Source organism: Streptomyces changanensis, from assembly GCF_024600715.1.
GTDB lineage: Bacteria > Actinomycetota > Actinomycetes > Streptomycetales > Streptomycetaceae > Streptomyces > Streptomyces changanensis.
The window spans coordinates 5,182,557-5,202,921 of sequence record NZ_CP102332.1 but is presented as its reverse complement, the minus strand read 5'-3'; the positions used below and the strand labels follow the sequence as shown (position 1 = coordinate 5,202,921).

The window sequence follows — 20,365 nt, the reverse complement described above, 5'->3', positions numbered from 1 at the left end:
CCGGCACCGGGCTTGCGCCGGCCCCTCGCACACCTGGGTCGGAGCCCGGGGCACCAGCGAGCGAGGAGTCATCGTGACCGTAGGCGGGCCTGACGGGGAGGGTGAGCCGAGCTTTCGTGCTCCCGGGAACGGGTGGGGCCGGGGCAAGGCGATGACCTTGGCGGGGACGCTGGCCGCGGCGGAGAGCTCGGCGCCCGTGGAGTCGCTCGACGTGGTCGCGCGCATGCTGAGGGAACACCTCGGGGCCGCGTCGGTGTCGTTCCTGATCACCGACTTCACCGGCGGCTCGGTCGTACGGCTGGGGGCCGCGGGCAGCGTCGAGACCGACGAGCCCGCGCGGCGCATCACGCTGCGGGGCACCCTGTACGACGACGTGATCCGCACCCAGCGACCGCGCGTGGAGGACCGGGGCGAGGGCACGCTGGTGCGGATCGTCGCCCCGGTGACCAACCGCGGGGACGCCATCGGGCTCCTGGAACTGTTCCTGCCGTCGGCGCCCGACGCGGAGGTGATGCGGGAGATCGGCGAGACCGCGCACGCCCTGGCGTACATCGTCATCGCGAACCGGTCCTACACGGACGTGTACCAGTGGGGCCGCCGCACCACCCCGCTGAGCCTGGCGGCGGAGATCCAGCACCGGTTGCTCCCGGCGTCGCTGGCGTGCGAGGCGGCGCAGTTCGCGGTCGCCGGGGCGCTGGAGCCCGCCGACCACGTCGGGGGCGACACCTTCGACTACGTGATCGACCGGGACACGGTCCAGCTCTCCGTCACCGACGCCATGGGGCACGACGTGGACGCCGCGCTGCTGGCCACCCTGCTGGTGGGCGCCCTGCGCCGGGCACGACGGGCCGGCGCCGACCTCGCCGAGCAGGCCCGCCAGGCCGACCGGGCCATGCGCGAGCACGGCCGCCACTGCTACGTCACCGGTCAGCTGCTGCGCATCAGCCTGATCGACGGCGGGGCCGAGTTCATCAACGCCGGGCACCCCTGGCCGCTGCGGATGCGGGACGGGCAGGTGCAGGAGATCACTCCGGAGATCGACATGCCGTTCGGCTTCGACGCCCCGCACACCTACCGGGTCCAGTCGCTGGACCTGCGGCCGGGTGACCGGTTGGTGATGTTGACCGACGGCATGCTGGAGCGCAACGCCATCAGCTCCGACCTGTCCGACCTGGTCGTCCGCACCCGCGCGCTGCATCCCCGCGAGGCCGCCCGCACCCTCGTCGCGGCGGTCGTCGACGCGAACGACGGCCACCTGCAGGACGACGCGACCGTCATGTGCCTGGACTGGCACGGCGTCGGCCACTCCCGGCGGGACGCCGACACCGGTGCCGACCTCGCCGACGCCTCCGCCCCCTCGTGGACGGGGCGGACGGGGCGGACGGGGCGGACGGGGCGGACGCCTCCCGGGCGGTGACGCGGCCGCCCCGGTGACCGCCGTCGACGCGGGCCACCGGGACGGCCGCCGTCGGCTCGGGGCGCGGGCCGGGCGGGTCAGTAGGTGGCCAGGGCGATGGCGGCGTAGTGCGCGGTGAAGGCCGCCACCGTCAGCGCGTGGAAGACCTCGTGGAAGCCGAACCAGCGGGGCGAGGGGTCGGGCCGCTGGAGGGCGTAGACGACCGCGCCCGCGCTGTAGAGGAGACCGCCGACCACGATCAGGACGAGTACGGCCACTCCGCCGGCGTGCAGGAAGTCGGGCAGGTAGCTCACCGGTGCCCACCCCAGGGCCAGGTAACAGGGGGTGTACAGCCAGCGCGGGGCACCGACCCACAGGACCCGGAACGCGATGCCGACCGCCGCGCCCACCCACACGATCCACAGCAGCAGGGACCGCTGGTCCGGCGGGAGGAGGAGCACGGCCAGTGGGGTGCAGGTGCCGGCGATGATCAGGAAGATGTTGGCGTGGTCGAGACGGCGCAGGATGGCCTCGCCGAGCGGCCCCCAGGTACCGCGGTGGTAGACGGCGCTCGTGGCGAACAGCAGCCAGGCGGTCACCGCGTAGACGGCGCAGGCCAGGACCGCCTGCGGGGTACGGGCCAGGCAGATGAGCACGATGCCCGCGATCAGCGCGGCGGGGACCATTCCGACGTGGAGCCAGCCACGCAGCCTCGGCTTGATCGGTTCGGCCAGGTCGGCCGCCCGCTCCACCAGGGCGGCGACCGGACCGGTCCTCTCCTCCGTGTCGCCTGTGTCGCTTGTGCAGCCTGTGCCGCCTGTGCCGCCGGCTCGTGGTTCGCGGGTCGGCCCGCCTTCACAGTGTTCTGCACGCGCTGAGGCGACGTGACCACTCTCGACTTCAGCGGTGTGGCGGGACACGGCTTCCCGTCCTCCTTCGGACTCCTGGGCGTCACTGGCAACCATGCGGTCATGCTAGGAGGCACCACCCGGCAGGGATGAGAGGAGGCCGGTCCGGAACCCCGGGGCGCGTTGCCGGGCATGGGCCGGTCCGGAACCCGAGGTCGCGTTGCCGGGCATGGGCCGTTTCGTCACCGTGTGGGCTGCGGCCCCGTTGCCGTCGCCGCCGATCGGGCCTGCCGAAGCCGAGTAGATCGCCCGGTCATGGGAACGATCAGGGCTTCCGAACGGGCTTCTCCGCTCGCCTACCGCAAGGATCGCCGATGCTTCCTGAGGTCCGCCCCCACGTGTCCGCCCCCCTCGCACTCCAGCTGGAGCGCCAGTTGGGCCTGGCTTCGCACCTGGAAGTCGGCCACCTCGATGTGGAGTGCGTCGCCGGCATCGCCGTCGTCGCGGCCGCCCACTCCGACGGCTATGCGGCCACCGGCCACCTCCTCGGGCTGCTGGCCGCGCTGCCCGCCCCCACCGAGGCAGGAGAGCGCTTCTGGTCGGACCTGTGGAGGGCCTCGGGCACCGCGTACCTGCTGCCCGTCAACATGAAGGCGCTGGTGCAGCGTTCCCTGGCGGGAGAAGGAATCGACCTGGCCCGACAGATCCTCTCGGCCGTCGACGAGATGACCCCTCCCCAGCGCGTCGCCGCCGGGGAGGTGATCGGTGAGGCCCTCGCCGAGTCCGACCACCTCCCCGACCTCAAGACGCAGGTCATCGGAGAGCTGTGGCTCCGCGATCTGGAGCTGACCGCCTGGCGCGTCCTGCACGCGGACCGCGGCTCGGACGATCCGGCCGGCCGGAAGGCCTTCGTCGACGCCTGGACCGGCGTCTGAGCGTCCGCTCTCCGGGCGGCCGCGCAGGGCACGCGGCGCCCGGGCCGCGTGTCCACCTCGACGGCTCAGGGCCGCGCAGCCATGGCTGCGCGGCCCTGAGATCGTGCTTCACCCATCTGGTCGACCCGCCCCCGGCACGGGAGCGGGCTCCCACGGCCCGGCTGGAGCACGGCGCGCACCACCCGCATGGCCCGTACGGGCCGCGGCGGTCACCGGACGCAGGGTGCGCGAGCCCTCGGGAGGGCTGGAGGGTCAGGCCGGGGTGATGTTCTCGGCCTGCGGGCCCTTCTGGCCCTGGGTGACGTCGAACGTCACGGTCTGCCCCTCCTGGAGCTCACGGAAGCCCGAGGAGTTGATGGCGGAGTAGTGCGCGAAGACGTCCGGGCCGCCCCCGTCCTGGGCGATGAAGCCGAAGCCCTTCTCCGCGTTGAACCACTTCACAGTGCCCGTAGCCATGATCATGCCTTCCAGTCGATGACGCCTACCACTGCATGTGGGAGGCAGAGGTGATCGCCCTGGTTCGTGCGGCACAACACAGCACAGCAAGATGCCCACACCAAGGGCGTGGGCAAAGGGAACTCCGAACCACGACAGCTGGAGCAGACGCTACACGCCCACCCACCGCGTCGCCACAGGAACGATCACAACGGCGCCGCGCGTGGCGCCCGCCGGCAGCGGCGGGCGCGCCCGTCTCATGCCGCGGCCGGAGGGGTGGGTGGTTCCGCGGCGCGGCGGTCGCCGGCGGCGCGGCGGTACTCGGCGTTGATGCGCTGGGCTTCTTCGAGCTGGTCTTCGAGGATCACGATGCGGCAGGCGGCTTCGATGGGGGTGCCCTGGTCGACCAGTTCCCGGGCGCGGGCGGCGACGCGCAGCTGGTAGCGGGAGTAGCGGCGGTGGCCCCCCTTCGAGCGGAGCGGGGTGATCAGCCGGGCCTCTCCGATGGCACGGAGGAAGTTGGGGGTGGTACCGAGCATCTCGGCCGCTCGCCCCATGGTGTAGGCGGGGTAATCGTCGTCGTCGAGACGGCCGAAGGAATCGTCTGCTGTCATCTCACCTCTCTGTGTCACGCGTGGAGGGGCCCTGGTGCCGTACTGGCACCAGGGCCCCGAAGGAACTGCTACACCATCTGCCGGCCCTAGTGCTGCACCGGCCTACTCGTTCCGCAGACCCACCCGACAGAGGGCGGGACGTGCGGGGATCGCGGATGCGTGACCGGAGACCACCTACCTATCGATGTCCTGCGGTACCCGGGCTCAAGCTGCTACCCGGGCGATCCTGATGGCGCTGAAGTCCTCCGTTCTTCCCTCTGGACCGATCACTTACCAAACGGGTACTGCGTACTGCTCGTGGCGGCCCCTGATCACTGCGGGCCACCCGGTCCGGTCGTCAGCTCCGTCACCGTCCTACGACAACCCTGGCTCCGGAACTCCACCACCGCACCGTGCTGCGAACTGCGTGTACCACTGCCCGGCAGTTCGTCTCTGCCGGGCCTTGCTCGATCTCGGCTACAAGAGAAACCATAGCCACACCACCATGCAATGTCTACTCCAGCGGGCATAGATTTTTGACCGCTCGAAGAGGAGGTAACCTGCCTCGCCCACTCAGGGCGGGCCGGCCTACGGAGCGGGTCGGCCTACAGGGCGGGGCGGGCCGGCCTACGGGGCGGACCGGAGCAGCCAGGACGCCCGACTCCGACGCCCGGAGCGCCTCCGGGGCCATGGCCCGTCGCGACCCCGGGGGGCGACCTGCTTGCCCGCGGTCGCCGGCTGCCGGCCGCCAAGGGGAAAGCCCCTCCGACCGACGGCGACTCGACCCGACGGGCGGGAGGGCGGGCGGGCGGAGGGTCGAGGCGCCGCGACCGGGCAGGCGAAGGCCGCACACGGAAGCTCGGGGGACCAGATGGCCGGGCGTGCACCGGCTGGGCCGCGTGGCGATCCACGGCGAAGAGCGGCATGGAAAACGACACGCAGGGCCGAGGCAGAAGAAGACGGATGCGGGCGGCGAAAATGTGCACGCACGCAGAGCGGGCGCCGAAACGGACAACGCGACGGAGGCGTGAAATCCGACCATCAACCGACGTGCGGCCCTGCGGGAAGCGCCCGCGACTCGCCGTCTCGGGAGGAGCAGCCGCCTTGCGCCGGGGCCGCGTCTCTCTCCGCGTCACCCCGCAGGTCGAACCACTGCGGGGCGGACATGCAACCGGGGCCCGCATCCCGAAGGATGCGGGCCCCGACTACGGAGTGTGTGTCAGCGTCAGGCCGGAACGATGTTCTCGGCCGTCGGGCCCTTCTGGCCCTGCGCGATGTCGAACTTCACCTTCTGGCCCTCGAGGAGCTCGCGGAAGCCCTGAGCAGCGATGTTCGAGTAGTGGGCGAACACGTCGGGGCCGCCGCCGTCCTGCTCGATGAAGCCGAAGCCCTTTTCAGCGTTGAACCACTTCACGGTGCCAGTAGCCATGTCATATCTCCTTTGGGGCAGTACACCGGAATCCACACTGCGCGGATCCCGTGTCGCCGCGATGATTACCCCGCCCGGAAATGACCGGAAATACAAAAGTGCTCCCACCCGAAGAACCGAGAGGGGGCACTTGAAGTTTGGGAACCACAACTGCAACTGATATCGACACTAGCACGCCTGAGGGACCCGCGCACACTACGCGATTCCCCTTCGCCCGTCGCGACAAAAACCCTGACCGCCCGAACCGTGAAACTCTCCCTTCACGGATACAGATATCGAGACACGAAAAACCCACGAAGAGAACCCACCACGGCCCGGTCGCGCGACGCCCCCACCCGATCGTGCGGCCCAGGCGGGCCGCGGGGCCGCAACGGGCCGGGCGGAGCGGCCGGACGGACGACTCCCTCTCCTCCGGCAGCGAGCGTCTCACTGTGAGCTCGGCGAGGGCGGCCGGCCCCACGGCGCCTCCAGGGCCGCCCGCAGGGCGTCGACCGCCTCACGGCCGATCCGCTCGGCGAGCTGCTCTTCCAGCCGTTCAAGGACGATGCCGGCCTGCCGGTGCGCCCGCACACCCTCCTCGGTGCGCCGAATCAACCGCTGCCGGGCGGAGGCGGGGTCCTGCACCTGCTCGACCAGTCCGGCGGCGAGCAGGCTGTGCACGGCCTGGTGCGCGGTCTGCCGGGTGACACCCATGCGCCGGGCCAGCTCGGACACCGTGGTGCCCTGGTCGTCCAGTACGGCGAAGAGCCAAGCCTGCGTCGGGGACACCGGCGTGGCTCCGGCTGCCTGCATGGCAGCCGACAGCCCTTCTTCGAACCAACGCCGGGCGTCACCGAGCAACTGGGGGAGGTTGCGGCGGGTGGACTGCATCTGTTCCTCACGACGGGGCCGGGCTCGCACCCGGCGCTTGCTTCCGACAGGCTCTCATGTCAGGCTGCCTGACGTTTCTGGCGAAGGTCGATCCACGGAGACACACATGACCATCGAGTACGCGACCCGCTACCGGCAGGCGTCGCGCATTCCCCCGGAGCCCGGCAAGCCGTACTTCATCGAGAAGGGCGAGGGCGACCGCGCCCATCTGTTCGGCGACCTGATCACCATCTACGCGGGCGGCGAGCAGACGGAGAACACCTTCAACTTCTTCACCGTCGAAGGCCCCAAAGGCGATCTCATCCCGGCCCATCTGCACACGGACACCCACGAGGTCTTCTACGTCACCCAGGGCGCCGTCCGACTGTTCGTCGAGGACACCGAAGGCGACCAGCAGGAGAAGCTGCTCACCCCGGGCGACTTCGGCTTCGTGCCCAAGAACTGCCGGCACGCCTACCGCATGGAGCGCCACCACAGTCAGGTCGTCGGCGTCGCCGCCGGCCCGGGAGGCACCTTCGAGCGGTTCTTCGAGACCTTCGGCGCGCCCGCCGAGCAACTCGGCCTGCCACACCGGCCCGTCGTCCCGGCCCCCCACAAGTTCGACGGCGTCCCGGAGCGGTACGACGTGCGTTTCCTGCCCGACCACCAGTGGCGGACCCGGTGACAACGACCGCGCCTCGCTGCCGAAACTGACCGCCGCACCCCACCCAGACGACGCCCCCCTGCCCTCCTGCCACCCGGCGCGCCGAGCGAACCCGCCGCACGCGAACTGCGCGGGACACCGACACCGAAGCCGAGAGCAGCCGTCCCCTGGAACCCGATCTCGGGGCGCCCGGGCCCCACAGACGGGGCCTCTCCTGCTGGTGCTGTCGGTGCACGGCGGCACCCGGCGACGAGGCAGAGGCGACGACATGGATGCGCACGGGCCACTGGCTCCTCCGGCCCTCGCACGCATCACGCGTGGTGCTCCCTGGGCGTGCCCGTATGGCCGGTTTCCGTAGGTGTTCTTGAACCGGTCCTCGTCACCCACGGATGATGTGCATGGTTCCTGGCGCCCCAGGTCATGCTGGCGCTGGTCGCCTGCCTGCTCGGTATCGTCACCGACTACGCCACCAGCACCGATGAGGCGCCATGGCTGCTGGAAGTCATCCGGCGGGGCTCCGTGCCGGCCATGGGCAGGTCCCGAGCCGCTGATCGCGGCAGGAGAGTGGACACGAGAAGGGCCCCCAGAGCACGAGTGACTCGTGCGGGTGGAGCAGCTCGCGCCGCCGCTGGGGAGCCACAGCGGGGCGCCCGTACCGGAGTCCTCACCCCCCCCGGATCCGAGGCTCCGATTCCTGACGCACGACAACGTGAGGGTGAGGGCCGGGCACCCGCGTGCCCGGCTCACACGCTCGGCCCTTCAGGCGGGCACCCGGGTCCTCGGACGTCGAACGGGCGTCACGACCCAGGCCCTGCCCGAACCGCTCGGCAGGCGTCCGGAGCTGGATGCGCCCGACGCCACGCCGACGCGCCCCGGCCCGCGCTTTCCGGCTGCCGGGGCCGGTCCCGGAGCGGGGCACCGTCCGGGCCTGAGGCGGGGACGGGGTCAGGGGCGGAGGGTGGTGAGGACGTGGGCGAGGCGGACTATGCCCTCGGTGAGGGTGGCCTCGTCGGCGCTCAGGCTGAGGCGGAAGCAGCGCGTCGCGTGGGGGGTGAGGCCGGGGGTCTCCAGCGGGTCCACGAAGAAATGGCGGCCCGGCACGACGAAGACACGGTGCTCCTTCAGTCTCGTGTAGAGGGCGACGTCGTCGAACCAGTCGTGGTCCACCCACAGCCAGCAGAACATGCCGCCCTCGCCGGAGTGGAGCCGCCAGTCCACGTCCGACGGCATCCGCTCCGCCAGGAGCTTCTCGGCGAACCGCCGCTTCTCCTGGTAGTGCGGGGTGATCGCCTCGCGGACCACGCCGTCGAGGCGGCCGTCGGCGAGGACGCGGGCGAGGGCCGCCTGGGCGAGCTTCGGGGCGTGCAGGACCGAGTTGGACATGAACGAGGCGAGCGGGGCGATGTGGCGGGGCGCTCCGACGGCGAAGCCGATCCGCTCGCCGGGCAGTCCGGCCTTGGACGCGGAGAAGCAGTGCACCACGTTGTCGTCGAGCACCGGCTCCCCGTGGGTCTCGCCGATGCGGGGGAACGGGGCGCCGTACGCCTGGTCGAGGAAGAGCGGCACGTCGCGTTCGGCGGCCAGGTCGGTGAGGGCGCGCAGCTCCACCGGGTCCAGTGCGCGGCCGGTGGGGTTGCCCGGGCTGGAGACGAGCATCATGCCGATGTCCGTCCGGCGGCTCAGCGCCTCCGTGTCGAGGGCGTACCGGAAGCGGTGGTCGCCCTCCCGCTCCACGCGGGGCGGCACGCCGGCGATGCCGCCCTCGTGGAGGCACAGCCCCTGGTAGCCGGTGTAGTCGGGGACCATGGGCAGCACGACCCGGCGGGTGCCCCCGGCGGACGGCCCGGCGAACAGCGCGGCGGCGGCAAAGCAGACCATCTGGCTACCCGGGCCGACCGCGATGTTCTCCGGGCCGAGGCGCCAGCCGTACGTCCGGTGGAAGTACGACGCGATGGCCTCGACCAGGACGTGGCTGCCCCGGCTGGGGCCGTAGCTGCCGCTCGTCCCGCCGAAGTCCTCCTCCAGCACCTCCGCGAGGGCGGTGCGCCACATGTCCCGCGCCTCGGGAACGAGGGCGGGGTTGCCCACGCTCAGATTGAGCCACTCCCCCGCCGACTCCCCGGCGGTGCACGCGGCGACGTCCTCCATGATGCTGCGCAGACCGGACAGCCCGGCCATCTTCGTGCCGATGGTGGACAACTGCATGATGTCTCCTCGTGCGGAGGGAGGGAGGGAGGGAGGGAATGGGTGGCGGGTGCGGGCGGGGTGGGGGTCAGCGGGTGAGGGCCGCCACGGCGTCGGCGTACTCGGTGACCTCCGACGCCTCGAACACCAGGTGCATCGGCACCTGGAGGCCGGTGCGCTCCTCCAGTTCCCGGACGGCGCGGACGGCGCGGAACGAGTCGCCGCCGAGGGCGAAGAAGTCGTCGTCGGGGCCGACCGCCCGGACGCCGAGGACCGCCGCCCAGACCTCCGCGACGACGGCCGCCAGGTCCGCTTGCCCGGCCGCGGCGCCCGTGCCGGGGGCGGCGGGCGCGGAGGCGGGAACGGCGGCCCCGGGGGCGGCGGTCACCGGGGCGGGTCCGGCCGCGGTGGGCAGGGCCTCGGCGGCGCTGGCGGTCAGTTCGGCGTGGTCGAGCTTGCCGTTCGGGGTCAGCGGGAACCGCTCCAGGGCGACCACGGCGGCCGGCACCATGTGCGCGGGGAGCCGGTCGGCGAGGGCGGTCCGTACGCGCTCCGCCCCGCGCCGCGTGTCACCGTCCGGCGCCGGCCCGTCCGGGGTGCCGTCCAGGACCAGGAAGCAGACCAGGCGCGTCTCGTGTCCCGTGCCGTCGGCGACCACGGCCGCCTGGCGAACCCCGGGCACGCCCAGCGCGGCGCCCTCGATCTCGCCCGGCTCGATGCGGAAGCCGCGGATCTTGACCTGCCGGTCGACCCGGCCCAGGTACTCCAGCCGCCCCGGCGCGACCTCCCGCACCAGGTCCCCGGAGCGGTACAGGGTGCCTGCGGACGCGTCGACCGGGTCCGGGACGAAGCGTTCGGCGGTGAGCTCGGGACGGTCGTGGTAGCCGAGGGACACGCCGACACCGCCGATGTACAGCTCGCCCGGCTCGCCCTGCGGCACGGGCCGGCCCCGCTCGTCGAGGATCCGCAGCGTCGTGTCCTCGATGGCCGAACCGATCAGGACGGTCTCCGGGTCCGGGTCGCGCGGGCACACCCAGGCGGTGCAGTACATGGTGCACTCGCTCGGCCCGTACAGGTTGCTGAGGGTGGCGCGGGAGCGGCTGTGGAACCGGCGTACGAGCTCCGGGCTCAGCGCCTCGCCGCCGGTGAGGACCTGCCGCAGCCCGTCGACGCGCTCGCCCGGGCCCAGCGCCAGCAGGAACAGCTCCAGCAGCGACACGACCCACCACACCGTCGTGACGCGCTGGTCGCGGATGAGCCGCGCCAGGTGCTCCGGGTCGCGGTGGCGGCCCGGAGCGGCGATCACGACGGCCGCGCCGTGCAGCAACGGCCAGTACACCTCCACCAGGAACATGTCGAAGGTGCAGGCCGTGTGGTGCAGCACCCGGTCGTCCGCGTCGATGGGGTGGCTGCCCTGGAGGGACCGCAGGCGGGCGGTCACCCCGCGGTGGCTGAGCAGGGAGCCCTTGGGGCGGCCCGTCGACCCGGAGGTGTAGATGACCACGGCGGGGCGGTCGGCGAGGGCGTCCGCGGGGGCGAACCCGTCCGGGTCGGGGGCCTCGGCGCACTCCTCGACGGTCAGGACGCGGGCGCCGAGCCCGTCGGGCAGCGCGGGGCGCAGCGCGTCGGATGTGAGGACGAGGCGGGGCGTGCTGTCCTCCAGCAGGAAGTGCACGCGATCGCGGGGGTTGGCCGTGTCGATGGCCACGTGGGCGCCGCCGGCGAGGACGACGGCCGCCACCGCGATCACGAAGTCGGCGGAGCGCTCCAGCAGGACCGCGACCCGGTCGCCGGGGCGGAGGCCGTGCTGCCGCAGGAGCGCCGCGGTGCGCACGGCGCGGTCCCTGACCTCTCCGGCGAGGACGACGTGCTCGCCGTCGACGATCGCGGGGAGGCCGGGGTGGGCGTCCCAGCGGGCGAGCAGGGCGGTGTCGAGGCGGTGGGCGGCGTCAGCGGGCGTTTCCATGGCGGGGGGGACCTTTCTGCGTCAGTTCTCGTCGGCCGCGGTGCGGGCGGTGCCGGAGGCGCCGTCGGCCGTGATGCGGGCGATGCCGGCCGCCAGTTCGCGCACCGTCGAGTAGTCGAAGAGCAGCTCGACGTCGAAGTCGGAGCCCAGCTCGGTCTGGAGGCGGCCTGCCAGGCGCATGGCGCGCAGCGAGTCGCCGCCCAGGTCGAAGAAGTCGTCGTCGGGCCCGACCTCCGGGAGGGCGAGGACCTCCCGGAACAGGCGGGCGACGAGCTCCTCCAAGCCGCCCGCGGCGGCCCCTTCGGCACCGGCGGCGGGGGCGGGCTGCTCGTCGGGGACGGTGAGCGCGAGGAGGTCCGTCTTGCCGGCCGGGGTCAGCGGCAGGTCGTCCAGCGTGACGAGTACCTCGGGGATCATGTACGAGGGAAGGCGGTGGCGGAGGCGTTCGCGGAGCCGGTCGGGGGTGGCCGGGGCGGTCCGGTCGGCCGGCACGGTCCACGCCACGAGCCGCTCGCCGCGCACGGCCACGGCGGCGGCGGCCACCTCGGGGGCCTCCAGGAGGACCTGCTCGATCTCGCCGGGTTCGATGCGGTAGCCGCGCAGCTTCAGCTGGCGGTCCATCCGGCCGAGCACCTCCACCCGGCCGTCGGGGAGGACGCGCGCGTGGTCGCCGGTGCGGAACATGCGGGTGCGGCCCCCGTCGTAGGGGTCGGGCACGAACCGCTCGGCGCTGAGCTCCGGCAGGTTCCAGTAGCCCTCGGCGACACCGTGGCCGCCGATGCACAGCTCGCCCACGCAGCCGAGCGGCACCAGCGCGCCGTGCGGGTCGAGGACGCGCAGGGTTGTGTGGGAGATCGGGCGGCCCACGGTGACGCGGGTGGTGCCGGCGTGGATCTCCTCGACGCTGGAGTACACGGTCGTCTCGGTCGGGCCGTACATGTTCCACACCGACCGGCCGCGCTTGGCCAGCGGTTCGGCGAGGTCCGGCGGGAACGCCTCGCCGCAGCTGTACAGGCGCAGCCCGTCGCCGCCCTGCCAGCCGGAGTCGAGGAGGGCCCGGTACCGGGACGGGGTGGCCTGGAGGGCCGTGATGCCGTGCCGGGCGGTGTACGCGTCGACTTCGCGGCCGCTCAGGCCGAGCGTGCCGCCGCCCACGTGGACGGTGGCGCCGGCGGCGAGCGGCACGAGCAGTTCGGCGAGGGACGTGTCGAAGGTGAGGGTGGTCAGGGCGAGGAACCGGTCGTCGGCGCTCAGGCCGGGGTGGCGCAGGGCGAGACTGTCGACCAGGTTGGCGAGCGCCCGGTGGCCGATGGCGACGCCCTTGGGGCGGCCGGTGGAGCCGGACGTGTAGATGAGGTAGGCGAGGCCGTCCGCGGTCGCGCCGGGGAGGGGCCCGGCCGGGGCGGCGGCGTGCTCGGGGCCGGCCGGGGCGGCCGGGGCGGTGGGCGGGAGCGGCTCGCGGGTGAGGTCGAGGACGGGGCCGTCCCAGCCGTCCGCGGGGAGGGCGGCCGGGGCGCCGGTGAGGAGCAGCGCCGGGGCGGCGTCCCGCAGGACGTACGCCGTGCGGTCGGCGGGGTGCGCCGGGTCCAGCGGTACGAACGCCGCGCCCGCGCGGGCCGTGGCGAGGAGGGCGGTGACCAGGTCGGCGCCGCGGCCCAGGCAGACGCCGACCCGGTCCCCGGTGCGGACGCCTTGCGCGGCCAGCCTGTGTGCCAGGGCGGTGGCCCGGTCGTCCAGTTCGCGGTAGGTGTACGCCGTGCCGTCCGCGACGACCGCCGGGTGGCCGGGGCGGGTGCGGACCGCCTCGGCGATCAGGTCGGGGAGGAGGGCGCGCGGCGGTGTCCGGTCCACGTCCGTGCCGTTCCACCGGTCCAGCAGCAGGGCGCGGGTGTCGTCGGGCACGGCGAGGACGTCCCGCAGGGGCGCGCCGGGGCGGTCGGCGAGGCGGGCCAGGACGGTGGTGACGTGCCGGACCAGCGCGTCCGCCTCGGCCGCGTCGAACGCGTCGGCGTCCACGACGAGCTGGACGCGCAGCTCGCCCGCGGCGCGGACGACGAGGGTGGCGCGGTAGTTGGTGCGGGTCTCGTAGTGGACGTCCGTGGTGCGCAGGGCGCCGCCCGCGAGGACGGCCTCGGAGGCGTCCGGGTAGTTCTCGAACACCACGACGGTGTCGAAGAGCTGCGCGCCCCGCTCGACGCCCGCCCATCGCTGCACGTCGGTCAGCGGGGTGTGCTGGTGCTCCAGGACGGGGTGGCGGGAGGCCGCGTACCCGGCGATCCACTCCCCGGCGGGCAGGTCGTGGTCGACGCGGGCCCGTACGGGAACGGTGTTGATGAACATGCCGATCATCGCCTCGGCGCGGGGCAGCGGCGGGCGGCCGGAGACGGTGACGCCGAAGACGACGTCGTCGCGTCCCGAGTAGCGGGCGACGGTGCCCGCCCAGGCGGCCTCGACCAGGCTGCCGAGGGTGGTGGAGCGGGCCGCCGCGAGGGCGCGCAGCCGGGCGGTGGCGTCGGCGGGCAGCGTGTCCCGTACGGTGCGGAACCGGCCCGACGGCTTGGCGCCGGGGCGGACGCCGGGCAGGGTGAACACGGCCGGTTCGTCGTAGCCGTCGAGGTACGCGGTCCAGAACGCGCGGTCGCGCTGCGGGTCCTGGCGGCGCAGCCAGGCGATGTGGTCGCGGAACGGGGGCGGCGGGGCGGTGCCGGCGCCGCCGGGGCGGGCCAGTTCGGCCGTGACGTCCGCCATGAGCAGAGCGGCCGACCAGCCGTCCAGGATCATGTGGTGGTACGTCCACACCATCAGGTGCTCGTCGGGGCTCAGCCGCAGGGCGAGCAGCCGCATCAGCGGCGGCCGGGTGAGGTCGAACGGCTCGGCGCGGCGGCGGGCGGTCTCCGCCGCCACCTCCTCGTCGCGGGCGGCGGCGTCCAAGCCGGTGAGGTCCCGCACGTCGACGCGGACCTGGGCGGCCGGGAGGACCACCTGGTGGGGGGCGCTGATGCGTTCGTGGACGAAGGCGGTGCGCAGCACGGGGTGGCGGGCGACGACGGCCTGCCAGGCGGCCGTCAGGGCGTCCACGTCGAGCGGGCCGGTGAGGCGGAACGTCGTCGTCTCGACGTAGAGGCCCTGCTCCGGAGAGGTGGTGGCGTGGTACAGCATCCCTTCCTGGACGGGGGAAAGGGGGTAGATGTCCTCGATGTCGTTCACTGGGTGTCCTCTCCGGACCGGAACAGGTGCATGACCTGGGCCAGGTCCGCGGTGCTGAGGTCCGCGTCGGGGAAGTGCCCCGGTGCGTCGGCGGACGGAGTGGCGCCGGGGGCGTGGCTCGGGGCGGGTGCGGCGGGTGTCGCGGATGCGTCTGGTGTGGCGGGTGGGGTGGCGGCGTTCGCCCCGGGGGCGGGGCCGGCCTCGGTCTCCGCCCGCGCCTCGGCGATCCTGCGGGCGAGGGCGCCGGGGGTGGGGTGGGCGAAGATGTCGCCGGGTGACACGGGCAGTCCGGCGCCGCGCATCTGGGCGGCGATCTGCACGATGACCAGCGAGTCGGCGCCCAGTTCGAACAGGTTGGCGTCGCTTGCCACGGCGGGCAGCCCGAGCATGGCGGCCCAGATGCGGGCGATGCGGGAGGGGACGTCCTGCGGCGCCTCGTCGTCCTGCCCCGCCCCGGTCCCGGTCCCGGCGTCCGCCGCCGAGGGTGCCCGCTCGGGGCGCGGCTCCACCCCGGCGCGGGGGGTGACCAGGACGTGGGCGAGGTGCGGGTTGGCGAGGACGCGTGCGAGGGCGCGCAGTCCCTCCGCCGTGGGGATGGCGTCGGTGTGCGGAGCGGGGTCCTGCGGGGCGGGGTCGTTCCGTACGGCCGTCCCGGCGGGCACCGGGCGCAGCACGAAGCCCTCCACGGTGACCACGGGGTCGCCCTCGCGGTCGGTCAGGGTGACGTCGGCGACGAGGGTGCCGTCCTCGGCGGCCGGGTCGCCGGAGCGCAGCGCCACCAGGGCGTGCCCCTCGGCGGGTATGTCCCGATACACCGTCAGCTTGCCGTAGGCGACGGGGAGGTGGCGCCCGGTGGCCTGGGCTACGGCGCCCGTGGCCGCGTCGAGCAGCGCCGGGTGCAGCGGGTGGGCCGCGGTGTCGGCGCGGTACTCCTCCGGGAGGCGCAGCGTCAGCAGCAGGTGCCGCTCGCCGTCCCGGCCGGGCCGGTCGGTGCGGGTGACGCAGGCCCAGCGGGGCCCCGTCTCGAGCAGTCCGCGCCCCGCGGCCTTCAGCGCTTCGTCGCCCTTTCCCCCGCGTCCGTCGGACGCGGTGCCGTCGGACACGGCGGCGGACGCGAGGGTGACGCGGGCGGGGCGGGGCCCGCCGTGGGGCCGGAGGCGGCCCTGTGCGTGGGGCCTGGCGGCGGCGGTCGAACGCACCTCCCAGTCGTGGCCGCCGTCCGCGTGGGGCCGCAGCCGTACGGCGACGACGGGGGCGTCCTCCTCCGGCATGCGGACGGGCGCGGTGAAGACGGCGTCCAGTTCGACGGCGCCCCCGGCCGCCCGGCGGGCGTCGCCGTCGCCGTCCGGGTGCGCGAGCGCGCGGTGGGCGGCCACGGCGAGGTCGAGCAGGGCGGTGCCGGGCAGCACCGGCTCACCGGCCATGCGGTGCTCGTGGGACAGCCACGACGTGTGCGGGCCGTCGCGGAGGATGAGTTCGGTCCAGCCGCCGGGCGTCGCGCGGCGGGCCGCGAACAGCGGGTGGTCCAGCGGCTGGTCGGCGTCCGTCGCGCGGGCCGGGGCGGTGGCGGCCACCGCCATGCCCGTCTCCGACCAGCGGTCCCAGCCGATGGACACGGCCGTGTCCGTCGTGTGGGCGAAGTTGTCGAGGAAGGCGTTGGCCGCCGCGTAGTCGGCCTGCCCGGCCGCACCGGCCACGGCGAGCACCGAGGAGCACAGCACCATGAGGGGCCGGTCCGCCTCGGTGAGCCGGTGCAGGAGCACGGTGCCGCGGACCTTCGGCTCCAGGACGCGGGCGATGTCGTCGGGCGCGCGCAGCGCCAGCACGCCGCCGCCGGGCAGCCCGGCGGCGTGGACGACGCCGGCGATCCGGCCGTACCGCTCCCGGACCTCCTCCAGCGCGGCCGTCAGGGCCCGCTCGTCGGACACGTCGCACTGGACGACGCACACCTCGGCGCCCTTCCCGGCGAGCCGGGCCAGGGCGTCCGCCAGTGCGGGCGGGCACTGCGGGGCCGGTTCGGCGCCCTCGGGCCGGATGACGTGCCGGGCCGGGCCGTCCGCCACGGGGCGGCGGGTGACCAGGACCAGGGTGCGGCCGGGTGCGGCGAGCCGCTCCGCGGCGGCGCCGCCGATGCCCCCCAGGCCGCCGGTGACCAGCCAGGTGCCGTCGGGCAGCGGGTCCGGATCCCGGCCCGGCGGGGTCAGTGCGGGCGTCGCCGGGACCGGTACGAGCCGGGAACGGCCCCGGACGGCGACGACCGGCTCCGCGGCGCCCGCCGCGTTCGCGCCGGGGGGTGTGCCGGTGGCGGCGTACGGGTCCGCGAGCGCGGCGAGTTCGGTGACGACCGCGCGGGCGGCGCGGGCGGGCCCGGAGCCCGTACGGGGGAAGCGCTCCAGGTCGAGGACGCGCACCGCGCAGTCCGGCAGCTCGTGGGGCAGCACGCGGGCCGGGCCGGTGGCGGCGGCGGCGTGCGGGGCGCCGGGGCGCCGCCCGGCCACGGCGAGGGCGTCCTCGGTGACCAGCAGCAGGCGCAGCGGCCGGTCGGGGAAGCGGTCGCCGAGGGCTCGGCAGAGCGCGGCCGGGACGGCGACGGCCCGCAGCGCGCACCGGGCGACGGTGTCGGCGGAGGCGTCGTCCAGGGCGGGGTCGTCGGCGGCCCAGCAGGACACGACGGCGTCCGGAGCCTCGCCGCGGGCGGCCAGTTCGGCGGCGAGCGCGGCGAACGCGCCGGGGTGGTCGGGGTCCAGCAGGTGGCCGTCCCGGTCGCCGTCGCCGTCCCGGTCGCCGCTGTCGGCCGCGAGGCCGTCCGGCAGGCCGGGGCCGCCGACGCGCACCCGGTGGACGCGCGCGCCCTGCCCGGCCAGGAGGTCCACGACCGCGTCGGAGAGGCCGCCCTCGTCGGCCAGGAGCAGGACGCTGCCCGGTGCGGCGGCAGCCGTCGCGGGCGGCAGGGAGGGCACCCAGTCGAGGACGCGCAGCCACCCGTCGAGCGGGGCGCCGTCACCGGCCGCGGCGCCGGCGTCCGCCGTGGCCGCGCCGCCGGAGGAACCGGCCGGGGGCGCGGCGGGAGAACCGGCCGGGGGCGCGGGAGTGGAGCCGGCGAGCGCCCCGGCGGGAGCGGCGGCAGCCGCCTGGGCGGCCGTTGCGGCGGGCCGGAACCAGTGGCTGGTCCGGGCGAACGGGTACGTCGGCAGCGCGACCTTGCGCCGCCCGGCCCGCTCCCCCAGCGCCGTCCAGTCGATGTCGGCGCCGCGCTCCCACAGCCGGGCCACCGCGGTGAGCCGCGCCGGGGGCTCGTCACCGCCGCGGGGCGCGCCGAGCACCGGCAGCGCGGTCCGGCCGGCGCCGAGCGTGCGGCGGGCGAACCCGGTGAGCGCCGTTCCCGGCCCGGCCTCCAGCAGGGTGACGCCGTCGGGCAGGGCGCGCAGCGCGTCGGCGAACCGGACGGGCTGCCGCAGCTGCCGCGCCCAGTACGCGGGCGACGCGGCCTCCTCGGCGGTGAGCGGCCGCCCGGTCAGGGAGGAGATCACCGGCACGGAGGGCGTGCGCGCCGGGGTGGCGGCGACGAGCGCGGCGAAGTCGTCGAGGAGCCCGTCCGCGTGACGGGTGTGGAAGGCGTGCCGCACGGCCAGCCGGCGGGCCGGTACGCCCCGGGCCTCCAGCAGTTCCGCGAGGCGGGCCACCGCGCCGGGCGGCCCGGCGGCGACGGTCCGGTCGGGCGCGTTGACGGCGGCGACCTCCGGCGCGCCGGGCGCGGCGCCGTCGCCGGGCCAGGGGCCGGAGTCCGCGACGAGGGCGCGCAGCTCCGCCTCCGGCAGTGGCACGGCGAGCATCGCGCCCTCCGGCATCCCGCCCATCAGCGCGCCACGCCGTACGACGAGGCGGGCGGCGTCCGGCAGGGTGAACACCCCGGCGGCGCAGGCGGCGGCCAGTTCGCCGACGCTGTGCCCGGCGACCGCGACGGGGCGGACGCCGAGCGCGGCCCACCACTCCGTCAGGGCGTACGCGACGGCGAACAGCGCGGGCTGGGCCACCTCCGTGCGGTCCAGGTCGTCCGGGTGGGCCGGGTCGAGGAGGAGGGCGCGCAAGGGCGCGTCGGTCCACGGGCGCAGGGCGTCGAGGCAGCGGTCGAGGGCGTCCCGGAAGGCGGGTTCGCGGGCGTACGGCTCGGCGGCCATGCCGGGCGTCCCGGCACCCTGGCCGGGGTAGAGGAACGCCGCCCCGGGAAAGACGCCCCCGGCGCGCACGGGCTCGGTGGACGCGCCGGACCGGGGCTCGGCGGCGCCGAGGGCGGCCGTGCGGCCGGGCGCGACGGTGACGGCGCGCCGCCACGGGTGCGGGTCGCGGCCCGTCTGGAGGGTGTGGGCCGCGTCGGCGAGCGCCGGGGCTCCGGGCGCGGTGAGCGCCTCCCCCAGCCGTCCGGCGAGGCGGTCCAGCGCCTCGGGGCCGCGGGCGGACAGCGGCAGCACCTGCCAGGCGTCGTCCGTCCCGGCGGCGGGGCGGCGGGCTGCGGGCGGCGGGTCCTGGAGGACCACGTGGGCGTTGGTGCCGCCGATACCGAAGGAGCTGACGCCCGCCGTGCGGGTGCCGTCGGCGCCGGGCCACGGCTCGGGCGCGGTGAGCACCCGGAAGCGCTCCGGGTCGAGGTCGGGCGAGGGGCGCGTGAAGTGCGCGGTGGGCAGCAGTGTGCGGTGCTGGAGGGCGAGGACCGTCTTGATGAAGCCGGCCATGCCCGCGCAGGTGTCGAGGTGCCCGACGTTGGACTTGACCGCGCCGAGGACCCGGCTCGCGTCCGGCGCCGCGGCGAACACCCGGTTCAGGGCGGTCAGTTCGATGCGGTCGCCGAGGGCGGTGCCGGTGCCGTGGGCCTCGACGCAGGAGACGTCCTCGGGGCCCACCCCCGCGACGGCCTGCGCGGCGCCGATGACCCGCACCTGCCCGTCCAGCCCGGGCGCGGTGAAGCCGACCTTCCGGTCGCCGTCGTTGTTGACGGCCGAACCGAGGAGCACGGCCCGTACCGTGTCGCCGTCCGCGACGGCGTCGGCGAGCCGCTTGAGGACGACGACGCCCACACCGCTGCCGAACACGGTGCCGGTGGCCGAGGCGTCGAACGGCCGGCAGTGGCCGTCCTCCGACAGGATGCCGCCCTCAGTGTGCAGATAGCCCAGGCCCTGCCCGACGCCCGCCGAGACGGCCCCGGCGAGGGCGACGTCGCATTCGCCGCTGAGCAGCGCCTCGCCCGCCAGGTGGACCGCCACCAGGGCGGACGAGCAGGCGGTCTGCACGCTCAGGCTGGGCCCGGTCAGGCCGAGCCGGTACGAGGTCTGCGTGGCCAGGTAGTCCTTGTCGCCCGCCGCCAGCCACTGCACGTCCGCGCGGTGGCCCAGCTCGGCGGCGTGCGGCAGCAGATGGTGGGTGAGGTACGAGTTGAACCCGGCCGACGCGTACACGCCCACGCCGCCCGCCGCGTCCCGCACGCGCTGGCCCGCGTCCTCCAGCGCCGCCACCGCGCACTGGAGGAACAGCCGCTGCTGGGGGTCCATGAGCGCGGCGTCGGCGGGGGTGATGCCGAAGTACTCGGCGTCGAACTCGTCGATGCCCTCCAGGACGCCCCCGGCGGGTACGAACCGGGGGTCGTCCAGCCGGTCGGTGGGCACGCCGAGGGCGGCCAGCTCGTCGCGGCCGCGGAACGTGACGGTGTCGCGGCCCGCGAGCAGGTTCTCCCAGAAGGCCCCGGCGTCGGGCGCGCCGGGGAACCGGCACGCGAGTCCGGTCACGGCGATCGCGTCCGGCAGGTCCGGTGGGCCGTCGAGGGCGCTTCCGGTGTCCTGACTGGTCATGAGGTCCTTCTCCTTAGGG

12 protein-coding genes are annotated in these 20,365 nt (G+C 74.9%); 3 read left to right on the top strand and 9 right to left on the bottom strand.

All coding sequences use genetic code 11. The features are described 5' to 3' along the window. The first annotated feature begins 151 nt into the window (after positions 1 to 151). Positions 152 to 1,417 (top strand): PP2C family protein-serine/threonine phosphatase, encoded by a 1,266-nt coding sequence (locus NRO40_RS22900; RefSeq protein ID WP_058943066.1) that lies wholly within the window; start codon positions 152 to 154, stop codon positions 1,415 to 1,417. Between the two features lie 77 nt (positions 1,418 to 1,494). Here NRO40_RS22900 and trhA read toward each other — a convergent pair whose 3' ends face one another. Next, entirely contained in the window at positions 1,495 to 2,361 is an 867-nt protein-coding gene (gene trhA, locus NRO40_RS22895; RefSeq protein WP_408057045.1) for a PAQR family membrane homeostasis protein TrhA, read from the bottom strand. A 257-nt stretch (positions 2,362 to 2,618) separates the two neighbouring features. Here trhA and NRO40_RS22890 point away from each other — a divergent pair, with 257 nt between their 5' ends. Continuing rightward, positions 2,619 to 3,179 carry a hypothetical protein gene (locus NRO40_RS22890; protein WP_198549376.1) on the top strand — a complete coding sequence of 187 codons (561 nt, stop codon included), beginning with the start codon at positions 2,619 to 2,621 and terminating at the stop codon, positions 3,177 to 3,179. Between the two features lie 252 nt (positions 3,180 to 3,431). Here the strand turns inward: NRO40_RS22890 and NRO40_RS22885 are convergent, their stop codons facing one another. The 4 genes from NRO40_RS22885 to NRO40_RS22870 form a co-directional block, all read right to left on the bottom strand. After that, entirely contained in the window at positions 3,432 to 3,635 is a 204-nt protein-coding gene (locus NRO40_RS22885) for a cold-shock protein (RefSeq protein WP_048475199.1), read from the bottom strand. A gap of 236 nt (positions 3,636 to 3,871) precedes the next feature. Next, positions 3,872 to 4,228, bottom strand: a complete 357-nt coding sequence (locus tag NRO40_RS22880; protein ID WP_058943068.1) for a MerR family transcriptional regulator — start codon at positions 4,226 to 4,228, stop codon at positions 3,872 to 3,874. A 1,204-nt stretch (positions 4,229 to 5,432) separates the two neighbouring features. After that, positions 5,433 to 5,636, bottom strand: coding sequence for a cold-shock protein (locus tag NRO40_RS22875; RefSeq protein WP_058943069.1), 204 nt, complete (start codon positions 5,634 to 5,636; stop codon positions 5,433 to 5,435). Between the two features lie 426 nt (positions 5,637 to 6,062). Next, positions 6,063 to 6,506 carry a MarR family winged helix-turn-helix transcriptional regulator gene (locus NRO40_RS22870; protein ID WP_058943070.1) on the bottom strand — a complete coding sequence of 148 codons (444 nt, stop codon included), beginning with the start codon at positions 6,504 to 6,506 and terminating at the stop codon, positions 6,063 to 6,065. Between the two features lie 106 nt (positions 6,507 to 6,612). On the opposite strand from NRO40_RS22870, the gene NRO40_RS22865 reads away from it, so the two are divergent. Continuing rightward, entirely contained in the window at positions 6,613 to 7,170 is a 558-nt protein-coding gene (locus NRO40_RS22865) for a quercetin 2,3-dioxygenase (RefSeq protein ID WP_058943071.1), read from the top strand. A 924-nt stretch (positions 7,171 to 8,094) separates the two neighbouring features. Here the strand turns inward: NRO40_RS22865 and NRO40_RS22860 are convergent. The 4 genes from NRO40_RS22860 to NRO40_RS22845 all read right to left on the bottom strand — a co-directional run bounded on the left by NRO40_RS22860 (position 8,095) and on the right by NRO40_RS22845 (position 20,346). After that, positions 8,095 to 9,354: a valine--pyruvate transaminase gene (locus NRO40_RS22860; RefSeq protein WP_058943072.1), complete on the bottom strand. Its 1,260-nt coding sequence runs from the start codon at positions 9,352 to 9,354 to the stop codon at positions 8,095 to 8,097. 67 nt (positions 9,355 to 9,421) lie between these two features. After that, positions 9,422 to 11,299 (bottom strand): non-ribosomal peptide synthetase, encoded by a 1,878-nt coding sequence (locus NRO40_RS22855; RefSeq protein WP_058943073.1) that lies wholly within the window; start codon positions 11,297 to 11,299, stop codon positions 9,422 to 9,424. Positions 11,300 to 11,320: 21 nt separating this feature from the next. Then, positions 11,321 to 14,506, bottom strand: coding sequence for a non-ribosomal peptide synthetase (locus NRO40_RS22850; RefSeq protein ID WP_058943074.1), 3,186 nt, complete (start codon positions 14,504 to 14,506; stop codon positions 11,321 to 11,323). Continuing rightward, positions 14,503 to 20,346: a type I polyketide synthase gene (locus NRO40_RS22845; protein WP_257375488.1), complete on the bottom strand. Its 5,844-nt coding sequence runs from the start codon at positions 20,344 to 20,346 to the stop codon at positions 14,503 to 14,505. Before NRO40_RS22845 ends, NRO40_RS22850 begins: the two co-directional genes overlap by 4 nt. Positions 20,347 to 20,365 lie beyond the last annotated feature (19 nt).